Here is a 21,238-nt window from a genome sequence, read left to right as displayed (position 1 = left end):
GCGCCGCCCGGCGCCCGCCTACCCCGCTGTCGGTCCGTCAGGGGTAGCGCCGTCTCGCGGATCGCGGCCCGGCGGCTTCGCGAGACGGCAACCTCCAGGGCGGATGCACCCGCTTCCGGCGGGAGGATTCCGCACGCTCGGAGCGAGCAACGGTGGTCGCCGGCGCCCCTCCCCCACATGGACCGAGGCGGCAAGATCCCTGCGGTGCAGATCCTGGCCACCGGTACGGACGCACCGAGCCGTTTCGGCATCAGGGCCTGGTTCCGCGGGCGAGCGATGTCAGCCGCCGGCGGAACAGGGCTCGGAAAGAGCGAAGGCGCCTCCGGCAGGTCCCCGGAGGGCGTGACTTTCCGGGTGGCTCGACGGCCGCTGGCCCGGCTGAGTTTCGTGGTGGCCGGCTAGGTTTCGGGTGCCCGAATGCCCCGTCTACCCGTCGCCCGGGACGAGCCGAACAGATCATCGCCGGGCCCGCCAGCCTTGGTCACACCGGCGGAGGCTGCGCGCGACAAGACCCCGTCGTCTCGCGTGGTGCGGCGACAGGTGTCCGCGTGGGATAAGAGATCAAAGGCGTTGCCATCATGTCCCGGCGCCGGAAATATCACCCTATTGCGGCATTCAGCGATAAGATCAGCAGCCGCCATCTGGCCATAAATCGACCTAGCAACCCTAAGTGATCAATCAGTGGAGCAAAAAGGATATCATTTAGCGAAGTTGATATCCTTTTCGCTCCACTGATTGATCACTCAGGCCCAGCAAGCACTCCACAACGAGATCCGCACCACCCACGCCGCAATCCCACGGCACCAAATGCCGACATTCCCGGCACAGAATCGACAGGCGCCTCATCAGCCCACCGCAACGAGATACCGGCTGCGTCCGACGACCACTTCAGACGACCGACAGCAGCCACCGACACAAGAAGATCACCTCCCGCCTACCGGGAACGGAACCCGCCTTCGATCTTCAAGGCGCGCACCGCGCAAATCGCCACCGCCTGGCTGCCCCGTCTGCTGTCGACCACCCTTGAGGTGCAGATCATCGGCAGGGCCGCCACCCCCCACCCAACCGCAACAAAGGCATGACCGGCGCCCCAGCGCCGGACATGCCGACCCCCACCCAAGCTGGCGGCCCTGCCGATGATCTGCTCGGCTCCGCCTGGCCGACAGCAGACGGGGCAGCCAGGCACACGAGACGAAACCCAGACCCCCACAAAAACAGCAACGGCGCCAGCAAACCCCTCAGACCCCGGAAGCCCTCGCCTCCCCCGGAGCCGAGACCCGCCGGAGGCCCGCCCTTGCCCCTTCCCCCACAAAGAAAGGGGGCAGGTCCAACCCCCCACCCGCCCCAACACGAAACTCAGTCCCGCTCGATCAAATGCCCGATCAGATCCGGGCACACCCCCGCCACACCCGACCCGTCCCGCCGCGGGTCGATCTCGGGAAGATCGATCGGCTCCCCGGTAGCCGTGGCCGCCGCCGGCCGCACGCCGATCCAGCCGACCGCCAGCGCTTCCTCCCCCTTCAGGAACCGATGCGCCCGGACCCCACCGGTCGCCCGTCCCTTCGCCGGGTAGTCGTTGAACGGCGTCACCTTCACCGTCCGCCCCGTCGACGTGACCACCAGCGGCGCCCCGTGCCGCGGATCGTCGATGCCGATCGCGCCGAAGAACACCACCGACGCTCCCGCCGCGAGGTTTATCCCCGCCATTCCGCCGCCCTTGACGCCCTGCGCCCGCACCAGCGACGCCGGGAAGCGGAGCAGCGACGCGTCCGACGTGAGGAACGCCAGCGATTCCCCGCCGCCGATCCACGTGCAGCCGACCACTTCGTCGCCCTCTTTGAGGCCGATGACCTCGAAGACGTCCGCGCGGACCGGCCACTCCGGCGCGCACACCTTGACGACGCCCTGGCGAGTCCCGAGCGCGAGCGTCTCGCCCGGCTTCGGCACCAGCGGCGCCAGGCCGATGACGTGCTCGCCCGGGTCGAGGTCGGCGAGTTCGCTGGCGGACATGCCGCCGCGCAGCGAGACCGTGCCGACGTGTTCCGGCAGGACCGGGAGCGGGAGGACGTCGGTCTTGAACGCGCGCCCCTTGTTCGTGATCAGCAGGACCTGGCCGCGGGCCGTGGTGTGGACCAGCGCGCGGACCGCGTCGTGCCGGTCGCGGCCGTTGCGGCGGGTGCTCTCCGACGATTCCTCGGACTCGGCCGCGGTGCGCGCGACCAGCCCGGTCGCGGACAGGATGACCTGGCACGGGTCGTCCTTGACCTCGAGCGGCCCGGCCGGTACGGACGCGGCCAGCACCTCCTTGAGGTCGCCGTCGATCAGCGCGGTCCGGCGCGGCGTGGCGTGCTCCTTGGCGACGGCGGCGAGTTCGTCCGAGACGACCTTCCGCAGCACCTTCTCGTCGTCCAGGATCCGGGACAGCGCGGCGATCTCCGAGTTGAGCCGCTCCTGCTCGGACTCGAGCTCCAACCGGTCGAAGCGGGTGAGCCGGCGCAGCGGCGTGTCCAGGATGTACGACGCCTGGATCTCGGAGAGCCCGAACTGTTCCATCAGACCGTCCTTGGCGGACGCCGCGTCGTCGCTGGACCGGATCAGCGCGACCACCCGGTCGATGTCGAGCAGCGCGATCAGCAGGCCGTCGACCAGGTGCAGCCGTTCCTGCCGCTTGGTACGCCGGAACACCGTCCGCCGGGTGACCACCTCGTAGCGGTGCCGGAGGAACACCTCGAGCAACGCCTTCAGCCCGAGCGTCTGCGGCTGGCCGTCGACCAGGACCAGGTTGTTGACGCCGAACGACTGCTCCAGCGGCGTGAGCCGGTAGAGGTCGGCGAGCAGCGCCTGCGGGTTGACGCCGACCTTGCACTCGATGACCAGGCGGGTGCCGTTCTCCCGGTCGGTGAGGTCCTTGACGTCGGCGATGCCCTGGAGGCGGCGGGTCTTGTTGACCTCGTCGGTGATCTTCTCGATGACCTTCTCGGAGCCGATGCCGTACGGCAGCTCGGTCACCGTGATCGCCTGCCGGCCGCGGGAGCCCTCCAGCGGCCCTATCTGCACCTTGGCCCGCATGCGCACCACGCCGCGGCCGGTCTCGTACGCCTTGCGCACCTCGTCCAGCCCGAGCAGCAGCCCGCCGGTCGGCAGATCGGGCCCGGGGACGAACGTCATCAGCTTGTCCAGGTCCGCGTCCGGGTGGTTGATCAGCCACCGGGCCGCGGTCACCACCTCGCCGAGGTTGTGCGGGATCATGTTCGTCGCCATCCCGACCGCGATCCCGGACGTGCCGTTGACCAGCAGGTTCGGGAACGCGGCGGGCAGCACGGAGGGCTGTTCCAGCGAGCCGTCGTAGTTCGGGACGAAGTCGACCGTGCCCTCGCCGAGCTCGCCGACCAGCAGCATCGCCTCGCCGGACATGCGCGCCTCGGTGTATCGCGCGGCGGCTGGGCCGTCGTCCGGCGAGCCGAAGTTGCCGTGGCCGTCGATCAACGGCACGTTCAGCGAGAAGTCCTGGGCGAGCCGCACCATCGCGTCGTAGATCGCGACGTCGCCGTGCGGGTGGTACTTACCCATCACGTCACCGACGACGCGCGCCGACTTCACGTGCCCGCGGTCCGGCCGGTAACCCTGCTCGTACATGGAGAACAGGATTCGGCGGTGCACCGGCTTGAGGCCGTCGCGCGCGTCCGGGAGGGCCCGGGAGTGGATGACCGAGAACGCGTACTCCAGGTAGGAGTCCTCGACCTCGGTGGTCAGCGGGTTGTCGATGATCCGCGCCCCGGCCGCGTCGAACGCGGACAGGTCGACCTTGGCGGACTTGGAATCCTTGCGGCGAGCCATTACCAGTTCCTCAGGCGTCGATGGCGTCGCGGTCGACGCGGTCGGAAGAGTTGATCAACCAGTTCTTGCGGGGCTCGACCTTCTCGCCCATCAGCAGTTCGAGCGTGCGCTCCGCGGCGTCGACGTCGGAGAGCGTGATCCGCCGGACCGCGCGCGAGGCCGGGTTCATCGTGGTGTCCCACAGCTCGTCCGCGTCCATCTCGCCGAGGCCCTTGAACCGCGGGATCGGCGTGACCACCTGCTTGCCCGACTTGGTGAGCCGCGCGACCGTGCTGGTCATCTCCGGCTGGGTGTACGTGTAGATCGTCTGTGGCGAGCGGCCCTTGGTGGTGATCTTGTGCAGCGGCGGCATCGCGGCGTAGAGCCGGCCGGCCTCGATCACCGGCCGCATGTACTTGGCGAACAGCGTGATCAGCAGCGTCCGGATGTGCGAGCCGTCGACGTCCGCGTCCGCCATGATCAGAATCCGGCCGTAGCGCATCGCGCCCACGTCGAACGTGCGCCCGGAGCCGGCACCGAGCACCTGCACGATCGCGGAGCACTCGGCGTTGTCCAGCACCTGCTGCAGGCTGGCCTTCTGCACATTCAGGATCTTGCCGCGGATCGGCAGCAGCGCTTGATATTCGGACGAGCGCGCCATCCGTGCGGTGCCGAGCGCGCTGTCACCCTCGACGATGAACAGCTCACTGCGGTCCACGCCGGTGGAACGGCAGTCGACCAGCTTGGCCGGCATCGACGCGCCCTCGAGCGCGGTCTTGCGGCGGGCCGCGTCCTTCTGCTGCTTCTGGGTGAGCCGCACCCGGCCCGCGTCGACGATCTTCTGCAGGACCGTACGCGCCTCGGTCTTGGTCTTCTTGTCCTGCACCCACTCCTTGAGGCGTGCCTCGACGATCTGCTGCACCACCCGGGTGACACCGGCCGTGGACAGCTCGTCCTTGGTCTGCGAGGTGAACTGCGGCTCCGGCACGCGCACGTGGATGACCGCGGTCATCCCCTCCAGCACGTCGTCCAGGACCGGCGGCTCCTCCTTCGGCTTGAGCAGGCCGCGGGTGTTCTTCACGGCCTCGACCAGCGCGCGCACCGCGGCCCGCTCGAAGCCCTTGCGGTGCGTGCCGCCGTGCACGTTGCGGATCGTGTTGGTGAAGCACTCGACCGTGCGCTCGTAGCCGGTACCCCAGCGGAACGCGATCTCGATCTCGGCGAGCCGCTCGACGTTGGCGCGCATCACGCCGTTCTCGTCCGCGGCGTTCTCCCGGTACGTACCGGTGCCGTTGATCAGGATGGTGCCGGAGACCGGCTTCTCGCTGGACGGGGCCAGGAAGTCGACCATGTCGGCCAGGCCGTTCGGGAAGTGGAACTCCTCGGTGCCGGTGCCGGACATCGGGTCCACGTTCGCGTCGCGCAGCACGTAGGTCACGCCGGGGACCAGGAACGCGGTGTTGCGCAGCTTCATCCGCAGCGCCTCGACGTCGAGCGCGGCACCGGCCTCGAAATAGCGCGCGTCGTACCAGTACCGGGTGGAGGTGCCGGTCGGCTCGCCGCGCTTCATCTTGCCGGTCACGCGCAGGCCGGGCGCGGGCGTGAACGGCGCGTCCGGCCCCGGGCCGTGGAACTCGCCGGCCACGCCGTGCCGGAACGAGATCTCGTGAATCTTGCCGTCCCGCCGCACGGTCACGTCGTAGCGCAGCGACAGCGCGTTCACCGCGGACGCGCCGACGCCGTGCAGGCCGCCGGAGGTCTTGTAGCCGGAGCCGCCGAACTTGCCACCCGCGTGCAGCCGGGTGAGCACCAGCTCGACGCCGGACATGCCGGACTTGGCGTGGGTGTCGGTCGGGATACCGCGGCCGTCGTCGTCGACCTGCACGGAGCCGTCCTCGTGCAGCGTCACCTTGATCCGGGTCGCGTACCCGGCCACGCCCTCGTCCGTACAGTTGTCGACGATCTCGTTGAACAGGTGGTTCACGCCACGGCTGTCGGTGGACCCGATGTACATGCCGGGGCGCTTGCGGACCGCGTCCAGCCCCTCGAGGTGGGTGAGGTCGGCTGCCCCGTACAGGGTCTCGGGCTGTGCAGTCACCGGTTCTTGACTCCAGATCCTCGCGCTTGTGCTGGGTGGCGCCGTAACACGACTGGAGCGACTCTAACCGCCGGGTCCGACGAGTCCGTCGCTCCATGCCGCACGTCTCACGCCCGGGACCGGAAGACTATCGCACGTTTGTGCTAATCACGCCTCGTAGGCACGCCAGTAGAGGCCGTCTTCCCGCGCCAGGATGTCCAGATCGATGAGATATCGGCGGATCGCCACGTGGTCGACCCCCGGCACCCCGTCGCACCAGGCACGGAGGACGTCGTTGACCTCGGTCTCACGGTAGCGCCGACCGGGCTCGAACGACACGCGCGCGAGGTGGTCGAGCACCGCACGGCGGCGGGTCAGCTTGCCCGGCATCGCGGTCAGGCGACCGTCGCGCACGAACGTGCGGACGGCAGCGTCGTCGGCGTCTGACACAGGGTCACCTCCGGAACGGCAATCGAGATCCACGTCACCCTGGAGGCCGGGCGTGCCGCGGTCAACCGATTTCCACTGTGGACAGGACCCAAGATCAAGATCATGTGGCGGTACGGGCCCGATCTCCACGGTTCGTTCACAACTTGCGCGTCCGGCCTGCACGATCAGTCTTTAGAGTCACCGTCGAGCGAAGCCGCAGGAGGGGACACATGGCCGCACAACGGACGATTCTGGTCGTCGAGGACGAGCGCACGATCGCGGACGCGGTCGCCGCCCGGCTGCGCGCCGAGGGCTTCCTGGTGCACTGCGCCGGTGACGGCCCGTCCGCGGTCGAGGCCGCGCGCCGGATCCGCCCGGACGCGGTGGTGCTGGACGTGATGCTGCCCGGCTTCGACGGCCTGGAGGTGTGCCGCCGGTTGCAGGCCGAGCGCCCGGTGCCGGTGCTGATGCTGACCGCGCGGGACGACGAGACGGACCTGCTGGTCGGGCTCGCGGTCGGCGCGGACGACTACCTGACCAAGCCGTTCTCGATGCGCGAGCTGACCGCCCGGGTGCACGCGCTGCTGCGCCGGATGACCAAGGCCTCGGCCGGTGAGCCACCGATCGTGCTCGGCGACCTGGAGATCAACCGGGCCGAGCGCCGGGTCACCCGCAACGGCGTCGAGGCGCACCTGACGCCGACCGAGTTCGACCTGCTGGTGCACCTGGCCGGCCGGCCGCGCACGGTGCTGCCCCGGGAGCGGCTGCTGGCCGACGTCTGGGGCTGGGCCGACGCGTCCGGCACCCGCACCGTGGACAGCCACATCAAGGGCCTGCGCCGCAAGCTCGGCGCCGACCTGATCCGCACCGTGCACGGCGTCGGCTACGCGCTCGAGGTCGGCAGGTGAGCACGGTCCGCGGCCGGCCCGCCGGCGATCTTCCGTGGATCATCCGGTGCGGCTCGCTGATCCTGGACCGGATCTACCGGGCCGGCAGCTGGCTGCGCGCCCGGCCGCCGGTCCGCCCGCTGATGGACGCGGTGGAGAAACTGCTCGGCCGGCTCCCTCGCCCGCTCGACCCGGTCCGCTCGATCAAGGCGAAGCTGTCCCTCGCGCTCGGCCTGGCCGGCGGCGTCGGCCTGCTCGTCCTCTGGTACTCACTGGAGTGGATCCCGCTGAACGTCGCGTTCATCGCGTCCGCGGTCGCGCTCGCGCTGCTCACGCTGCAGATCGCCGCACACGGCGCGACCGTGCCGCTGCGCGAGATGACGGACGCGGCCCGGCACATGGCCCGCGGCGACTACACCCGCCGGGTGCACACCAACTCGCGGGACGAGGTCGGCGAGCTGGCCACCGCGTTCAACCTGATGGCCGCGGACCTGGACGCGGCGGACCGGCAGCGCCGCGAGCTGATCGCGAACGTCTCGCACGAACTGCGCACGCCGATCACCGCGCTGCGCGGCATGCTGGAGAACATCGTCGACGGCGTCTCCGCGCCGGACCCGGCCGCCATGGGCACCGCGCTCGCCCAGACCGAACGCCTCGGCCGCCTGGTCGCGGAGCTGCTCGACCTGTCCCGTCTGGACGCCGGGATCGTACCGATGGAACGCACCGGGATCGCGCTGGACGACTTCCTGGCGGCCGTGGTCGCGGAGGCGCGGGTCAACCACCCGTCGGTCCCGATCCAGCTGCACGCGGATCACGGCCTCGCGCTCGACGGCGACCCCGAGCGTCTGCACCAGCTCTTCGCGAACCTGCTGGACAACGCGGCCCGGCACAGTCCGCCGGGCGGCGCGATCCGGCTCAGCGCCCACCCGGACGGCGACGATCTCCTCTTCTCCGTCGCGGACCAGGGCAGCGGCATCCCGGTCGCCGAGCGGGAGCGCGTCTTCGAACGCTTCACCCGCGGCGAGCGGGCCACCGGGGGTGGGACCGGGCTCGGGCTGGCGATCGCGCGCTGGGTGGTGCAACTGCACCACGGCAGCATCGCGGTCGTCGACCCGGGCCCGGGCGACTCGATGACCGGCGCACACCTACAGGTCCGGCTCCCCGCCGCACATTCATAAAACCCGATAACCACATCAGCGGTACGTACGCCACCTCCAGTCACGTCATCTCAGTGAGCTCGCGTCTCCGCCGTCCGCCGTGCACCGCACCCGGCCGGCCGACGACGCGCGCCCGCACACGCCTCACCCCCGGGAGTTCCGACATGAACGCGAGCCCGCCATCCGGCCCCCAGCCGGCCGGTACCGCCGCTGCCACCCCCGCACACCCGGCCCCGGTCGCGGCCGCACCGGCACCGGGGACCGCACCGATACCGCCGGCGCCGCGACCCGGCCCGCCGGGTCCGGTCCCGCTGCTGGTGCACGGGCCTTGGCCGGCACAGTTCCCGCAGCGCCGGCTCGGGCCGGACGCGCCCGCCGCACCGGCCGCGGTGATCGCACTGCTGGCCGCGGCCGCGATCGGCGCCGGCACGATGAACCTGACCCGCCCCGGCCTCGGCTGGCTGCTCACCGCGCTCGCCGCCACGGCCGCGCTGGTGGTGGCCGGCCGGGTCCGGCTCCGCCCGGCCATGCCGCCGGCCCGCGTCACGCTCCCGGCCACCGGCCCCGGCCACCGCGCCGACCGCTACCTGTGGACCGCCGCCACCGTGCTGCTGCTCGGCGCCGGCACGATCCGCGCGGCCGGCTGGCTGTTCGCGCTCTGCGTGGTGACCGCGCTGCTCACCGCCGTGCTGGCGACCGGCGGCGGCCACTCGATCCGGGCGCTGGCCTACCTCGTCGTCAGCCTGCCGGCCGCCGCGGCCCGCGCGATGCCGTGGCTGGCCCGCGGCGCCCGCACGCTGCGGCGCGGACGGACCGCCGACTCGCCCCGGCTGGCGCTGCCGATCCTGCTCACCGCGGCGCTGCTGCTCGTGTTCGGCGGGCTGTTCGTCTCCGCGGACGCCGCGTTCGAGGAACTGATCAGCGCGTCCCTGCCCGAGCTGGACGGGTCGGTACCGGCCCGCATGCTGGTGCTGTTCCCCGTGCTCGTCCTGCTGCTCGGCGCGCTGGCGTTCGCCCGGGCCGCGCCACCGGCCACCGCGGATCTGGACGAACCGCTGCGCCGGCCGGTCCGCCGTACCGAATGGCTGCTCCCGGTTGTCGCCCTTGACCTGCTCTTCGGCGCGTTCGTGCTGGTGCAGGCGGCCGTGCTGTTCGGCGGCGCGGAGCACGTGCTGGCCACGGCCGGCCTGACCTACGCCGAGTACGCCCGGTCCGGCTTCTGGCAGCTGCTGATCGTCACCGGCCTCACGCTGGCCGTGCTCGGCGTGGCCGCGCTCACCGCGCCGCGCGCGACCGGCACCGACCGGGTCCTGGTCCGCGTGCTGCTCGGCGCGCTGGCCGGCCTGACGCTGCTGATCGTGGCGTCCGCGCTGTCCCGGATGACGCTGTACGCGGACGTCTACGGCCTGACCCGGCTACGCGTGCTCGTGTTCACCTGCGAGATCTGGCTCGGCGCGGTCTTCGTGATGGTGCTGGCCGCCGGCGTCCGGCTGCGCGCCCGGTGGCTGCCCCGCGCGGTGCTCGGCACGGCCGTGCTGGCGCTGCTCGCGCTGGTCGCGGTGAACCCGGACGCGCTGATCGCCCGGCACAACCTGAACGAGGACCGGATCGACACCGCGTACCTGCGGCAGCTGTCCGCGGACGCGGTGCCGGAACTGGCGGACGCACCGGCCGCGCTGCGCGGCTGCCTGCTCTCCGGCATCGCCGGGGACCTGGGTGGGAACCCGGACGGCTGGACGGACCTCAACCTGGCCCGAGTGCAGGCCCGCCGGATTCTCGACGGTCAGCCGGACGCCACCCGCTGTACATATCCCTGAGTCAATCTCCGGGTCGGAGTCTGACTTTCGCCGGATGTGGGAGACCCATGGTGCTTCATAGCGTCGACAGCATGATCGAGCTGCTGGAGGCCGCGGTGACGTCCCCGTGGGTCTACCTGGCCCTTTTCGGGCTGGCACTGCTGGACGCGTTCTTCCCGGCCGTACCGTCGGAGACCATGGTGATCACCGCCGGCGTCTTCGCCGTCTCCGGCGAACCGAATCTTGCGCTGATCATCGTGGCCGCCGCGGCCGGCGCGTTCTGCGGTGACCACATCTCCTACCAGATCGGCCGCTCCACCGGCCTGGCCCGGCGGCTGCCCGCCACCGGCCGCCGTCGTGCCGCGTTCGACTGGGCCACGGCCGCGCTGCACCGGCGCGGCGGCGTGCTGCTGGTGATCGCGCGCTACATCCCGGGCGGCCGCACCGCCGCCACGCTCACCATGGGCGCGTGCGGCTACCCACGGACCCGGTTCGCCGCCTACGACACGCTCGCCGTGCTCTCCTGGGCCGCCTACTCCGGCCTGATCGGCTACCTCGGCGGCGCCGCGTTCGAGGAGAACAAGCTGCTCGGCGTGATCTTCGCGCTCGGCATGGCGATCACGCTCACGGTCACCATCGAGCTGGGCCGCTGGCTGCTCGCCCGCCGCCGCAAGGCCCCGGCTCCGGTCTCGGTCACCGAGACCCCGGCCCTGGAACTCGCCCCGGCCGCCGACCGCTGACCGCGTGGTCGTGCGCGTCCCGCGGCTCAGCGCCGCGGGACGCGCACGACACCCTCGGTACCGAAGATGAACCGGCACGCCGCCGCCCGGACGGCCGCCCATTCGCGGGCGGTGGCGAGCACGTCCGGATCCCACAGCGCCTCGCCCATCGCGTCGAGCAGGAGGCCGATCCGCCGGACGAGCGCGGCGTCCGCCTCGGAGATTCAGCCGGCCTCCTCGAGCTGGTCCATCAGCAGTTCCGCCTCGCCCAGCTCCAGCGCCAGCTCGTCCGCGAGACCCGCGGTGCCGATCACGTCCAGATAGTCCCGCTGCGCGTACGCGTCCAGCGCCAGCCGCGCCACCGCACGGATCAGCGTGCTGTGGATCCAGGCCAGCCGCCGGGGATCGTCGAGGTCCATGCCGCCGATTCTGCTGCCGTGGCGGGCGGAGGGCATCGGAATTCCCGCGGCAGCATCCGGCGAATGTCGATACGTACGATGCTGGTCGCGGCCGTTACCGCCACCGTCCGTCAGGCTCCGCCCGGTTCGCGCTTCGGTTGCAGGTAGTCGATGCGACGAACCTGCAGCTCATTGTCCGGCGCCCGCCTCGTACCGGACGATCGCCAACTGATCCCTTCCCAGTGGGGGAACATCGAGCGCTTGCGTCCGGTCATTGTCCGCCGCCGACACGATCTGGAGACCTTCCTGGGCGAGCAATTCCCGAGCCTCACGGAGGCGCCGCCATGCATTCAGCTGCATCGCGGCCGTGGCGACGTCGTTGAACTCGATGACCTCACCCTCGGCACGCCGAGCCAGCTCAGCGACCCGGTGTACCGCCCCCTGCTTCGCGAAGACCTCACGGGCCGCCTCGTCACCCAACCTCAAGAAGACATTGCGGGGTAATGGCGAGTCCTCAGCGAGCCACGTCACGGCGGCGAGATCCGTACGACGAAGCGACGACTTGCCGTCACGGTTTGTAGGACCCGCCAGCATTTCCGGTGTGACGCGCAGAAGCCCGGCTCCCCACGTCCCCCGCTCCTCGTCACTGTAGACCAGCAGCACGACCCGGCCTACCAGCTGCCGCGAGATCAGCCACCCTGCCCGCTTACCGCTGAACTTGAACTCGACGTCTACCCCGTCGACGGAGAAGTCGAGATCAGCACTGTCCGGCAAGCCGAATTCGCGCTGTATCGCAAGCTCGACCCGACGGCCGAGGAAGGCTCGTTCGGGTTTGCTGAGCTGGGCGACGCTGTAGCGCCCGGTGCCCGGACCGTCAAGGAGTCCGTCGGTCGCGTGCCTGATGGCTGACAGCGTCCGCGCGCCATCCGGGTCCGCGTGGCGGAACCAGTGAACCACCAGGCCGAACTCGGCGTCGCTGGTCGGCGGCTGCGGCCGCGCCGGTGAAGATTTCACCTCCGGGGCGGCCTGCCGAAGAGGTTCGGGCGCGATGCTGGTCTCGACCTGTTCGGCCGGCGGCGCCGACGCCGAGAAGGGCCCTGGCGGCTCAGCCGCGGCTCCGGCTGCCAGCAGGCCCATGAAGAAGGTGAGCGTCCGCTCGGTTCGGTGCCGAAGCTCGCGCTCGCGTTCCAGTTCCTCGCGCAGACGCCGCATCTCAGTCGCCGTGCCGGGGGGCGGCGGCGCGATCACCGCCGCGGACAGCCCCCGAGCGCGACTGATCTCGGCCATGGACTCCCGTGCCCGCACGCGTCCAAGCAGTTCCTCCGCCCGGGCTTGCAAGGCCTCCACGTCATCCGGCGACGCGCAGATCTGGATGACGGCCCGGACCAGTGTTCCACTCCTGGTGCCCTGCAAGCCTTCCCCGGCGAAACGTTTGGAAAGCGTCGATACGCCGGGCATGTTGCCGTCAGGGAACTCGGCCTTGAGCGCGTCCGCCAGCTGCCCCAGCGTCATGCCTCGGTTGTCCAGCTGCGTGCGCAGCAGGTCGGCGAGCTCGTTCTCCTCCGGACCGTCACCCCGTAGTTTCGTCCACGGACGGCCAGCGCTGCCCTCTCGGCGTGCCACCGTACTCCTTCATTGCCGAATTGTTCACCGAAAGAAAATGAAGTTCAGGAAACTTCATCTTACTCTTCCTTTGCTTCCACCGGTACGGCACGCTTGTGCCAAACAACCAAGCGGGAGGATGTTCAGTGAACAATGTGTCGGCTACAAGGATCCTGCTGGTCGTCGTGGCAGTGCTCGTCGGGATCGTCGTCGCCACAATCGCCGCTGCCCTCCCGCACACCTCCTGGGCGGGGCGGGTAAGAGCAGCAGCCGCCGCCTTCGCCCTGACGATCCCCACCGTCCTGGCTCTCCTTGCCGCCACTGGAGCGCTCGACCTCACCTGATCCGCACCGCGCGGTACGCCTCAGCCCGGCCTGTGGACGCGCCACCACCTCCGGGGTGCTGCCGCAATGCAGGTCAGGCGTGGTGATCGATCGCGTCGTCGAGTTCGTCGATGACCTGCTGCCAGTGCTGGATCAGGAGCGCCGGGTCGAAACCGCGGAGCTTCCAGCGGCTGTTGCGGCGCAGCGCCTCGTCGAAGTCGTCCAGCAGGGACTCGGGGGCCAGCAGCGTCCAGACGTCCAGGTCGAGCGCGTAGGAGAGGTCGCGCGCGATCGTGCCGGCACCGAGCAGCAGCTGCGGGATCCAGGCGTCCCGGCCACCGGCGAGGTTGTCGACGACCAGGTCCAGCTCGTAGCGGTGGTCCGGGGCCGGGAACAGGACGGGCGGCGTGACCCAGCGGGCGAACTCGGCGAAGCCGGGGCGGTCGCGGAGGTCGTGCGCGGCGTCGCCGTGCAGGTAGGCGAGCAGGCCGTCCGCGGTGCCGAACACCTGGACGCGGCCGCCGGTGGCGAGGAACCGCGGCTCCTCGTGCGTGCCGCCGCGGCCGTCGTCGTCCGGCTCCCGGTCGATCCAGCGCAGCGTGATCCCGGTCCCGGCGTTGGTCGCGATCTCGACCGTCTCGATGCGCGGATACCCCGGCACCGGCTGCCCCGGCACGGCCTGCCACGGCACGGGCTGCTGCCAACCGCCCGGCACGGGCTGCTGCCAACCACTCGGTGCGGGCTGCGGCACGGGTGCCGCGGCCGGGGAAGCCGCGGCGACCGGTACCGCCCACGGCATCGCCAGTGCCCCCTGCGCCACCACCAGTTCCGGCGCCTCCACCGCGATCGGCGCGATGCCCAGCGCGCGGTGCAGCAACGACGCCACCAGCGGCATCCGGGCGCCGCCGCCGACCGGCAGCACCGCCGTCACCGGCACCCCGGAGCGCTGCACGGTCTGCACGGTCAGCGCCACCGTGCGCTCCAGCAGCGGCGTGGCCTCCGCCTCGAACGCGGCGCGGCCGATCTCGACCGGCGTCGCCAGCATCGGCACCCGCAGCCACCCGGCCGGTTGCGTGGACAGCTCCTCCTTCACCGTGCGCGCGGCATCCCACAGGTCCCGCTGTGCCCGCCGGTCGTCCGCGGTCTGCGGGCCGGTGAGCCGCGCCCACACGTCCGGCGCCGTGTCCACGGTCAGCCGCCGCGCGATGCCGACCACGATCGCGTCCAGGTGCAGCCCGGCGGCGTCGGCGAGCCCGTCCGTGGCCACGATCGACAGGCCGTCCGGACCGGACCGGACCACCGTGACGTCGAAGGTCCCGGCGCCCAGGTCGTAGACGGCGATGCCGGGCTCCGGACGGCCGAGAGTGGATACCAGGTGGAACGCGGCCGCGATCGGCTCCGGCACCATCCGTACCGTGGAGAATTCGGCCCAGGTCGCGGCCTCGGCCAGCGCCGCCAGCCGGGCCGGGCCCCAGGCGGCCGGGTGGGTGAGCGTGATCGCGTCGCCGCCGGTGCCGGCGCGGTGCAGGAGCGCGCCGAGCGTGTAGCCGACCGGCAGCTCACGCCCACCGGCCCGGATCACCCCGTCCGCGACCCGCAGTTTCGGATGGCGCTCCACCCGTTCCGGGTCGGCCGCGAGCGCGTCCGGGCCGGTCAGCATGGTGCCCTCCGCGGTGACCGCGACGGCGGAGTCCATGATCAGCGACTGGGTGCCGGACATGGTGACGGTGGTCGACGTACCGAGATCAATGGCAAGCTGCACCGGATCAGTGTGCACAGCGATCGCAAGATTCAGCCCTTCCGGCCCTGCGTGGCGACGCCCTCGATGAAATACCGCTGGCAGAGCAGAAAGGCCACGATCATCGGTACGGTGGTGAGCACCGCGCCGGCCAGCACCACCTCCCAGCGCGCCTCCCCCGCCTGGCCGAACTGGTCGAGGATCGCCTTCATGCCGCGCGGCATGGTGAACAGCGCCGGGTCGCGTAGGTAGATCAGCGGTCGCAGCAGGTCGGACCAGCTGGCCCGCAGCTCGAAGACGAACGTGACGATCAGCGCGGGCCGGCAGAGCGGCACCGCGATCCGCCAGAACAGCCGCCAGTACCCGGCGCCGTCGACCCGCGCGGCCTCGAACAGCTCGCGTGGCACGCCGAGGAAGAACTGCCGGATCAGGAAGATGTAGAACGCGCTGCCGAACAGGTTCTGCGCCCAGAGCGGCACCTGCGTGGTGGCCAGGCCCAGCTCGTTCCAGATCAGGTACGTCGGGATCATGGTCACCGCGCCGGGCAGCATCATCGTGCCGACCACCAGCGCGAACAGCGCGTTCCGCCCGGGGAACCGGAAGTAGGCGAACCCGAACGCCACGATCGCGCTGGAGACCGTCACGGTGCCGGCCGCGGCCAGCGCCACCACCACGCTGTTCGTCAGCCAGGTCAGCACCGGCGCGGCGGACCAGATGGTCACGTAGTTCTCCGGCGCCCACTCGCGCGGGATAAACGCGTTGTCGAACACGTCCGGCCGCGGCTTCAGCGACGCGCTGACCAGCCAGGCGAACGGGTACGTGAAGACGACCGCGGCCAGCGCCAGCCCGGTCCAGATCGGCCAGCGGCGCGCCATCAGCCACCCCCGTAGTGGACGAAGCGGCGGCTCAGCCGGACCTGCACCAGCGTGACCGCCATGATGATCAGGAAAAGCAGCCAGGCGAGCGCGGACGCGTACCCGATGTGCAGGAACTGGAACGCCTGCTGGAACAGGTAGACGACGTAGAACAGCGCGGCGTCGCTGCCGTAGGTCTGCTGGTTCGCACTGCCGTAGAACGCGGTGTAGACTTCGTCGAACGTCTGCAGCGAGCTGATCGTGTTGATGATCAGCGTGAAGAACAGCGCGCCGCTGATCGCCGGTACGGTCACCGCCCGGAACCGCGCCCACGCGCCCGCGCCGTCCATCTGCGCCGCCTCGTGCAGGTCCCGGGGCACGTCCTGGAGCGCGGCCAGGTAGATGATCACGGTGCTGCCCAGACTCCAGGCGCCGATCAGCACCAGCCCCGGCTTGATCCACGCCGGGTCCGTGGTCCAGTCCGGACCGACCGGCCCGAGCACCTGGTTGACCAGCCCGGACTGTCCGTTGAAGAGCAGCAGGAAGAGCACCCCGACCGCGACCTTCGGCGTGACCGTGGGCAGGTAGAAGACGGTCCGGAAGAACCCGGCCGACCGGCGCCCGGCGCGGTGGAGCAGCAGCGCCAGCCCGAGCGACACCACCATGGTCAGCGGCACGTGCAGCGCCGTGTAGAAGAGCGTGTTGCCGAGGCTCGTCCGGACCCGTGGATCGGCGATCAGCGTCCGGTAGTTCTCCGCGCCGACGAACGCGGTGCCGGTCAGCGCGTCGTAGTCGGTGAACGACAGCACCAGGCTGGCGGCCATCGGCCCGGCCAGGAAGACCAGAAAACCGATGATCCAGGGCGCCAGGAAGCCGTACGCGGCCCACGTCTCGCGGCGCGCCATCAGGTGCCGCGGTTCGCCGCGTCCAGCGCGGCCTGCGCCTGTTGCTGCGCCTGCGCCAGCGCCTCCGCCGCTGACTGCCGCCCGTCCAGCACCCGGTTGACCGCGTCCTGCCAGGCCGCCTTGAACTCCTCACCGGCCGCCATCGCCGGCAGCGCGAACCCGGACTCCTGCGTCTCGAGCACGGTCCGCACCGCGTCGGTCGGCTGCACCACGTCCCGGAAGATCACCTCGTCCGCGCGCACGTTGCCGGTGAACGTCCCGGCGTACGGCTTGCCCGCGTCCGCCCGCACCTTCGCCCGTGCCCGGGCCGCCGCGATCCAGGTCTCGCTCGCCGTCATCGTGGCGATCCACCGGCAGGCCTGATCCGGGTGCGCGGCACCGGCCGTGATCGCCCACGCGTTCCCGCTGATCCAGTCGACCGGCTTCCCGTCCCGCCCGCGGAACGGCGCCACCGTCACGGTCGCCTCCGGCGAATTCTCGGCCAGCACGTTCAGGTAGAAGTCCTCCATCAGGAACGCGCCCAGCTGCCCGCTCGCGAACTGGTTCCGCGCGCCGAAGAAGTCGAACGTGTCGCGGAACGACTTGAACGCGGCCCAGCCGCCCTGCGCCCGGATCAGCCCGACCGTGAACTCCAGCGCCTCGGCCACCCGAGGGTCGTCCAGCCGCGCGGTCCGGCCGTCCGCGCTGACCAGCTCGGCGCCGTTCGCCCGCGCCCACATCGGCAGGAACTCCGGGATCTTCGGGTCGAACCCGATCCGCCGCAGCTGCCCCGCCTCGGTCACGGTCAGCCGTTGCGCACTCGCTGCCAGCGCGTCCCAGTCGTCCGTCGCCAGCCCGGCCGCTCCCGCCACCGCATCGTTGATCATCAGGACCCGGTTGTTGTAGAAGTCCGGCAGCCCGTACAGCTCGCCGCGCAGCGTCGCCTCCGCCACCGCGGCCGGCCGGAACGCCGCCACGTCGATCCGCTCGCGGGTCACGCAGTCACCGAGCGGCATCAGCGCGCCCTTGGCCGCGTACGTGCCCAGCAGCCGACGCTCCATGTAGACCAGGTCCGGCGGCTTCCCGGACGCCACCGCGGACAGGAACTGCTGCGCGTCGAAGCTGCCCTCGGCCGCCGTCGCGGTCGCCGGTGCGATGCGCGCGTTCGCCGCGTCGAACCGGGTCTGCGCGATCTCGTCCCCCGTCCCGAAGCCCATCATCGTCAGCGTCACCGCGGCGCCGTCCCCGCCACCGGCCCCGCCGACCCCGCCGCAGCCGGCGACGAGCAGTGCCACCAGTCCCAGCCGTACGCATCGGTTGAACATCGTCGTGCCCCACTTTCGCCGGCGCCTACCGGCGAATATAGAAGTGAGGCGATACAACGGCAACGCGAGGGAACCGCCCGGCCCCGGGACGGCGACGGCCCGGGGCCGAACGGTCAACGGTGACGCAGCACCGACCGCCGCGCACGGCGTGCCGTGAACACCCGCCGCTGCGCGGTCATCGTCCGGGACGGCCTGGGCCGCACCGGATCGAAGGACAGCCGCAGCGACTCGTCGTGGTTGAGCATGCGGGCGTGCAACTCGCTCAGCTCACGGCTCGGTTCCACGCCCAGGTCGGCGATCAGCCGCCTGCGCAACACCCGATAGGTGGCCAGCGCCTCGGCCTGCCGGCCCACGCCGTAGAGCGCACACATCAGGAGGTGGTGCAGCCGCTCCCGCAGCGGATGTGCCGCGCCGACGGCCTGCAACTCGACCACCGCCTCCTGATAGCGGCCCAGGCCGAGCTGCGCCCGGCCCCACTCCTCGACCGCGTCCAGCCGTTCGCCGGCGACGCCGTGCGCGACGGACTCCCGCAGCCCCGCCGCGGCCACGTCGGCCAGCGGGTCACCCCGCCACAACCGCAGCGCCGCGCCGAGATCGTCGGCCGCGCCCCGGGCGTCGCCCTGCCGCAGGGCCTCCCGGCCGCGCACCACGAGCGCGCGGAACCGGTTGAGGTCCACCGCGGACGGAGCGACCGCCAGCTGATAGCCCGGAGCACGCGTGTGCAGGATGCGCTCGGCCTCCGGCACCGATTCCAGGGTGCGCCGCAGGCGGCACACCAGTGACTGCAGCGTCTGACGGGCACTCAGCGGCGGATCCGCTCCCCAGAGCTGCTCGATGAGTTGACGGTCGGCCACGACCCGGCCCGCTTGCAGCAGGAGAATCACCAGCACTGCTCGCTGCCGGGCAGCCGACACCTCGACGGACATTCCCCGGGCCCGGATCTCCAGTGGTCCGAGCAGGCGAAAATCCCAATCCATTCTGCCTCCCCGTAACGGGCGGCGGCTTGCGCCGGCGCCGTCTAGGCATGGGCGCCACTCTATCCCCTGGCGAAGCCCCGCGGTCACCCCGCGAACCGCCGGCCTCGCACGTGACCGGCGCATGCGCGGCGCTTCTCCGGCGCTTGCGGCACGCATCGTCCGCGCAAGAGGCGCGCAAGATCGCTGATCCAGAGTGGTGCTCGAGCCCCACGGCTCACCACTACGGAAGGGAGTGGGGATGAACATCCTCAAGAAGGCCATCGCCGGCGGCGCACTGGCCGTTGTGGCGACCGCGGCGCTGGCCGCCGGAACCGCCTCGTCGGCGAGCGCCGGCTGGTCCGACTGCGCCGGCGGTGACCTGTGCGCCTACCTCAGCGCCAACGGCGGTGGCACCCCGGGCCGGGTCGCCGACGACAACGCGAACCTGCTGCAGTACAACAAGTTCAACAACGCCGTGTCGCTGTACAACAACGGCAACAGCTGCAACGTCCGCATCTACAGCGGGCTGAACTGGAGCGGCAGCAGCTTCGTCCTGCCGCGGGGCTACACCGCCCCGGACCTCAGCGGCACCGTCTACTACAAGAACGTCGCGTCGAACGACTGGTGCGTGTGATCCGCATGCGTCACCGGCTCGCCTCTCTCTTGGTGGCGATAGGTGCCGCCGGATGCCTGACGGCGTCCGGCGGCACCACCCCCGGTCAGGTGCCACCGCCACGACCGCTGGACGGCGCCGTGATGTTCACCGCCGAGGAGACCCGGCTGCTCCACGACGCGTCGCAGGTGCTGGTGCAGGACTGCATGGCCGCACGCGGCCTGCGCTACGAGCGGGCGCCGAGCACGGACCACGAAAGGGCAAGCGCCGCCAACCCGTACGGGCTGCTCGATCCGGCCACGGCACGCACCGACGGCTACGGCATGACCGCCGAATTCCTCGCGGCCGCGCAGCCACCCGATCCCAACGCCCCCATCATCGAGTCGATGACCGGCGCGGAGCAGAAGGAATGGCGCACCGCGCTGACCGGGTCCGAGGAGAACCGCCAGTCCCTGACCATGCCCGACGGCACCCCGCTGGTGGTACCGACCGACGGATGCGTGGCCGAGGCCCGCAGCGAGCTCTACGGCGCGGACTGGGACCGGCTCTACTACTCCTTCCAGGGTTACGCGAACCTGGTGCTGTCCCGGACCGAGCAGGACGCCGTCTACCAGCAGGGCATCGCCGCCTGGACACGGTGCATGCACGAGGCCGGATTCACCTACCGGAGCCTCCAGGACCCGCGCCGCGAGATCGAACAACGCCTCGTCGAGGCCCCCCGGCCGTCCGGCCCGGAGCTGACCCCCGAGCTGCGGCAGACCGCGCTGTCCGAGCTGGCCGTCGCCCGCGCCGACGCGACCTGCGAGTACGACACCGGCCTGAACGAGGCCGTGACCACCGCCCAGCGCATCGCCGAGGCCGCGACCCTCACCCCCGACCTCCGCGCCGGCCTGCACACCCTGTGGACCATGCGGCACGCCGCCATCGACCGCGCCCACCGCATCATCTCCGCCACCTAGCCCCGCCACAGAGCCACACACCCGCAGGCCCCCCACACCCGCAGGCACTCGCCCCACGCAACCGGCCCACGCAGGCAACCCCCGATACCACACGCAACCGGCCCACGCAGGCAACCCCCGACACCACACGCAACCGGCCCACGCAGGCAACCCCCGACACCACACGCAACCGGCCCACGCAGGCAACCACCACACCGCGGGGTTTCAGGGGGCTCGGCCCCCTGAGCAGAAATGACGAGAGGCCGTGTGTTCGCGCTTCCCGCGAACACACGGCCCCTGCATCTCGTGGGCGATACTGGGTTCGAACCAGTGACCTCTCCGGTGTGAACGGAGCGCTCTCCCACTGAGCTAATCGCCCTTGCGAGACAGAACTGTACCGGAGGCCCCCGCCCTCGCGCACATCGGGGTCCGGCGCGTCGGGGGGACTGCCGGCGCCCGCTCTTCGTCACGCGGGACCGGCAGGGAGGAGCGCCAGCGACGACCGGTGCCCAATGCCACTTAGCTTATTTTGATCTTGATGGTGGGTGGAGGCGGATGGTGGCGGGGCCGGTGTGTCGGGTGCTGGCGGGTTCGTCGCGTCGTTTGGGCCGGTACATGTTGCGGCGGCAGCGTTTGACGGCGCGGGGGCAGGTGCGGTGGCGTCGGGTGGGGTTGAGTTCCCGGGTGATGTGGGTCCAGATGGTGGGTAGCTGGGTGGTCCAGTCC

The 21,238-nt window shown here is 71.0% G+C and carries 18 protein-coding genes and 1 tRNA gene; 7 read left to right on the top strand and 12 right to left on the bottom strand.

From position 1 onward, the window contains the following. Window positions 1-1,356: 1,356 nt before the first annotated feature. The 3 genes from J2S42_RS31065 to J2S42_RS31055 all read right to left on the bottom strand — a co-directional run bounded on the left by J2S42_RS31065 (window position 1,357) and on the right by J2S42_RS31055 (window position 6,343). The gene (locus J2S42_RS31065; protein ID WP_307244832.1) at window positions 1,357-3,837 is read right to left on the bottom strand and encodes a DNA gyrase/topoisomerase IV subunit A; all 2,481 of its coding nucleotides are present in this window, start codon (window positions 3,835-3,837) and stop codon (window positions 1,357-1,359) included. Between the two features lie 10 nt (window positions 3,838-3,847). After that, entirely contained in the window at window positions 3,848-5,914 is a 2,067-nt protein-coding gene (locus J2S42_RS31060) for a DNA gyrase/topoisomerase IV subunit B (protein ID WP_307244830.1), read from the bottom strand. Between the two features lie 147 nt (window positions 5,915-6,061). Then, a complete protein-coding gene (locus J2S42_RS31055; RefSeq protein WP_307244828.1) occupies window positions 6,062-6,343 on the bottom strand; it encodes a DUF2087 domain-containing protein in 282 nt (93 codons plus the stop codon). 209 nt (window positions 6,344-6,552) lie between these two features. On the opposite strand from J2S42_RS31055, the gene J2S42_RS31050 reads away from it, so the two are divergent. The 4 genes from J2S42_RS31050 to J2S42_RS31035 all read left to right on the top strand — a co-directional run bounded on the left by J2S42_RS31050 (window position 6,553) and on the right by J2S42_RS31035 (window position 10,902). Beyond that, window positions 6,553-7,230 carry a response regulator transcription factor gene (locus J2S42_RS31050; protein ID WP_307244826.1) on the top strand — a complete coding sequence of 226 codons (678 nt, stop codon included), beginning with the start codon at window positions 6,553-6,555 and terminating at the stop codon, window positions 7,228-7,230. Beyond that, window positions 7,227-8,387, top strand: coding sequence for a HAMP domain-containing sensor histidine kinase (locus J2S42_RS31045; RefSeq protein ID WP_442320095.1), 1,161 nt, complete (start codon window positions 7,227-7,229; stop codon window positions 8,385-8,387). The genes J2S42_RS31050 and J2S42_RS31045 overlap by 4 nt, the downstream gene beginning before the upstream one ends. 143 nt (window positions 8,388-8,530) lie before the next feature. Next, window positions 8,531-10,183: a DUF4153 domain-containing protein gene (locus J2S42_RS31040; protein ID WP_307244824.1), complete on the top strand. Its 1,653-nt coding sequence runs from the start codon at window positions 8,531-8,533 to the stop codon at window positions 10,181-10,183. A gap of 71 nt (window positions 10,184-10,254) precedes the next feature. After that, complete coding sequence (locus J2S42_RS31035) at window positions 10,255-10,902, top strand: DedA family protein (protein WP_307244822.1); 648 nt, start codon at window positions 10,255-10,257, stop codon at window positions 10,900-10,902. Window positions 10,903-10,928: 26 nt separating this feature from the next. Here J2S42_RS31035 and J2S42_RS31030 read toward each other — a convergent pair whose 3' ends face one another. From J2S42_RS31030 to J2S42_RS31020, 3 genes are all read right to left on the bottom strand, one after another. Next, on the bottom strand, window positions 10,929-11,051 hold the full coding sequence (locus J2S42_RS31030) for a hypothetical protein (protein WP_307244821.1): 123 nt from the start codon (window positions 11,049-11,051) through the stop codon (window positions 10,929-10,931). 54 nt (window positions 11,052-11,105) lie between these two features. Continuing rightward, the gene (locus J2S42_RS31025; protein ID WP_307244819.1) at window positions 11,106-11,300 is read right to left on the bottom strand and encodes a hypothetical protein; all 195 of its coding nucleotides are present in this window, start codon (window positions 11,298-11,300) and stop codon (window positions 11,106-11,108) included. 168 nt (window positions 11,301-11,468) lie between these two features. Further along, window positions 11,469-12,902 (bottom strand): NaeI family type II restriction endonuclease, encoded by a 1,434-nt coding sequence (locus J2S42_RS31020; protein ID WP_307244817.1) that lies wholly within the window; start codon window positions 12,900-12,902, stop codon window positions 11,469-11,471. Window positions 12,903-13,027: 125 nt separating this feature from the next. On the opposite strand from J2S42_RS31020, the gene J2S42_RS31015 reads away from it, so the two are divergent. Further along, window positions 13,028-13,225, top strand: a complete 198-nt coding sequence (locus J2S42_RS31015; protein ID WP_307244815.1) for a hypothetical protein — start codon at window positions 13,028-13,030, stop codon at window positions 13,223-13,225. Between the two features lie 73 nt (window positions 13,226-13,298). Here J2S42_RS31015 and J2S42_RS31010 read toward each other — a convergent pair whose 3' ends face one another. From J2S42_RS31010 to J2S42_RS30990, 5 genes are all read right to left on the bottom strand, one after another. Next, complete coding sequence (locus J2S42_RS31010) at window positions 13,299-14,966, bottom strand: Hsp70 family protein (RefSeq protein WP_307244813.1); 1,668 nt, start codon at window positions 14,964-14,966, stop codon at window positions 13,299-13,301. A 29-nt stretch (window positions 14,967-14,995) separates the two neighbouring features. Beyond that, on the bottom strand, window positions 14,996-15,817 hold the full coding sequence (locus J2S42_RS31005; protein WP_307244812.1) for a carbohydrate ABC transporter permease: 822 nt from the start codon (window positions 15,815-15,817) through the stop codon (window positions 14,996-14,998). Beyond that, window positions 15,817-16,701 carry a carbohydrate ABC transporter permease gene (locus J2S42_RS31000; RefSeq protein ID WP_307244810.1) on the bottom strand — a complete coding sequence of 295 codons (885 nt, stop codon included), beginning with the start codon at window positions 16,699-16,701 and terminating at the stop codon, window positions 15,817-15,819. Before J2S42_RS31000 ends, J2S42_RS31005 begins: the two co-directional genes overlap by 1 nt. Beyond that, the gene (locus J2S42_RS30995) at window positions 16,701-17,975 is read right to left on the bottom strand and encodes an ABC transporter substrate-binding protein (RefSeq protein WP_307244808.1); all 1,275 of its coding nucleotides are present in this window, start codon (window positions 17,973-17,975) and stop codon (window positions 16,701-16,703) included. Before J2S42_RS30995 ends, J2S42_RS31000 begins: the two co-directional genes overlap by 1 nt. A 143-nt stretch (window positions 17,976-18,118) precedes the next feature. Then, a complete protein-coding gene (locus tag J2S42_RS30990; protein ID WP_307244806.1) occupies window positions 18,119-18,982 on the bottom strand; it encodes an AfsR/SARP family transcriptional regulator in 864 nt (287 codons plus the stop codon). Between the two features lie 238 nt (window positions 18,983-19,220). Here J2S42_RS30990 and J2S42_RS30985 point away from each other — a divergent pair, with 238 nt between their 5' ends. Further along, a complete protein-coding gene (locus tag J2S42_RS30985; RefSeq protein WP_307244804.1) occupies window positions 19,221-19,595 on the top strand; it encodes a peptidase inhibitor family I36 protein in 375 nt (124 codons plus the stop codon). 89 nt (window positions 19,596-19,684) lie between these two features. Further along, on the top strand, window positions 19,685-20,533 hold the full coding sequence (locus tag J2S42_RS30980; RefSeq protein ID WP_307244802.1) for a hypothetical protein: 849 nt from the start codon (window positions 19,685-19,687) through the stop codon (window positions 20,531-20,533). A 286-nt stretch (window positions 20,534-20,819) separates the two neighbouring features. Here the strand turns inward: J2S42_RS30980 and J2S42_RS30975 are convergent. After that, window positions 20,820-20,891: transfer RNA gene (locus J2S42_RS30975), tRNA-Val, on the bottom strand. Window positions 20,892-21,238 lie beyond the last annotated feature (347 nt).

Source organism: Catenuloplanes indicus (genome assembly GCF_030813715.1).
GTDB classification, from domain to species: Bacteria; Actinomycetota; Actinomycetes; order Mycobacteriales; family Micromonosporaceae; genus Catenuloplanes; species Catenuloplanes indicus.
The sequence above is the reverse complement of the archived record's forward strand: the minus strand, read 5'-3'. Positions and strand labels throughout refer to the sequence as shown.

Excerpts from the sequence above, each read along its gene's own strand:
- J2S42_RS31005 (WP_307244812.1), bottom strand. The coding sequence starts at position 15,817 with ATGGCGCGCCGCTGGCCGATCTGGACCGGGCTGGCGCTGGCCGCGGTC.
- J2S42_RS31050 (WP_307244826.1), top strand. The coding sequence starts at position 6,553 with ATGGCCGCACAACGGACGATTCTGGTCGTCGAGGACGAGCGCACGATC.
- J2S42_RS31025 (WP_307244819.1), bottom strand. The coding sequence starts at position 11,300 with ATGGACCTCGACGATCCCCGGCGGCTGGCCTGGATCCACAGCACGCTG.
- J2S42_RS31035 (WP_307244822.1), top strand. The coding sequence starts at position 10,255 with ATGATCGAGCTGCTGGAGGCCGCGGTGACGTCCCCGTGGGTCTACCTG.
- J2S42_RS31065 (WP_307244832.1), bottom strand. The coding sequence starts at position 3,837 with ATGGCTCGCCGCAAGGATTCCAAGTCCGCCAAGGTCGACCTGTCCGCG.
- J2S42_RS31000 (WP_307244810.1), bottom strand. The coding sequence starts at position 16,701 with ATGGCGCGCCGCGAGACGTGGGCCGCGTACGGCTTCCTGGCGCCCTGG.
- J2S42_RS30990 (WP_307244806.1), bottom strand. The coding sequence starts at position 18,982 with ATGGATTGGGATTTTCGCCTGCTCGGACCACTGGAGATCCGGGCCCGG.
- J2S42_RS31030 (WP_307244821.1), bottom strand. The coding sequence starts at position 11,051 with ATGGGCGAGGCGCTGTGGGATCCGGACGTGCTCGCCACCGCCCGCGAA.
- J2S42_RS31040 (WP_307244824.1), top strand. The coding sequence starts at position 8,531 with ATGAACGCGAGCCCGCCATCCGGCCCCCAGCCGGCCGGTACCGCCGCT.
- J2S42_RS30985 (WP_307244804.1), top strand. The coding sequence starts at position 19,221 with ATGAACATCCTCAAGAAGGCCATCGCCGGCGGCGCACTGGCCGTTGTG.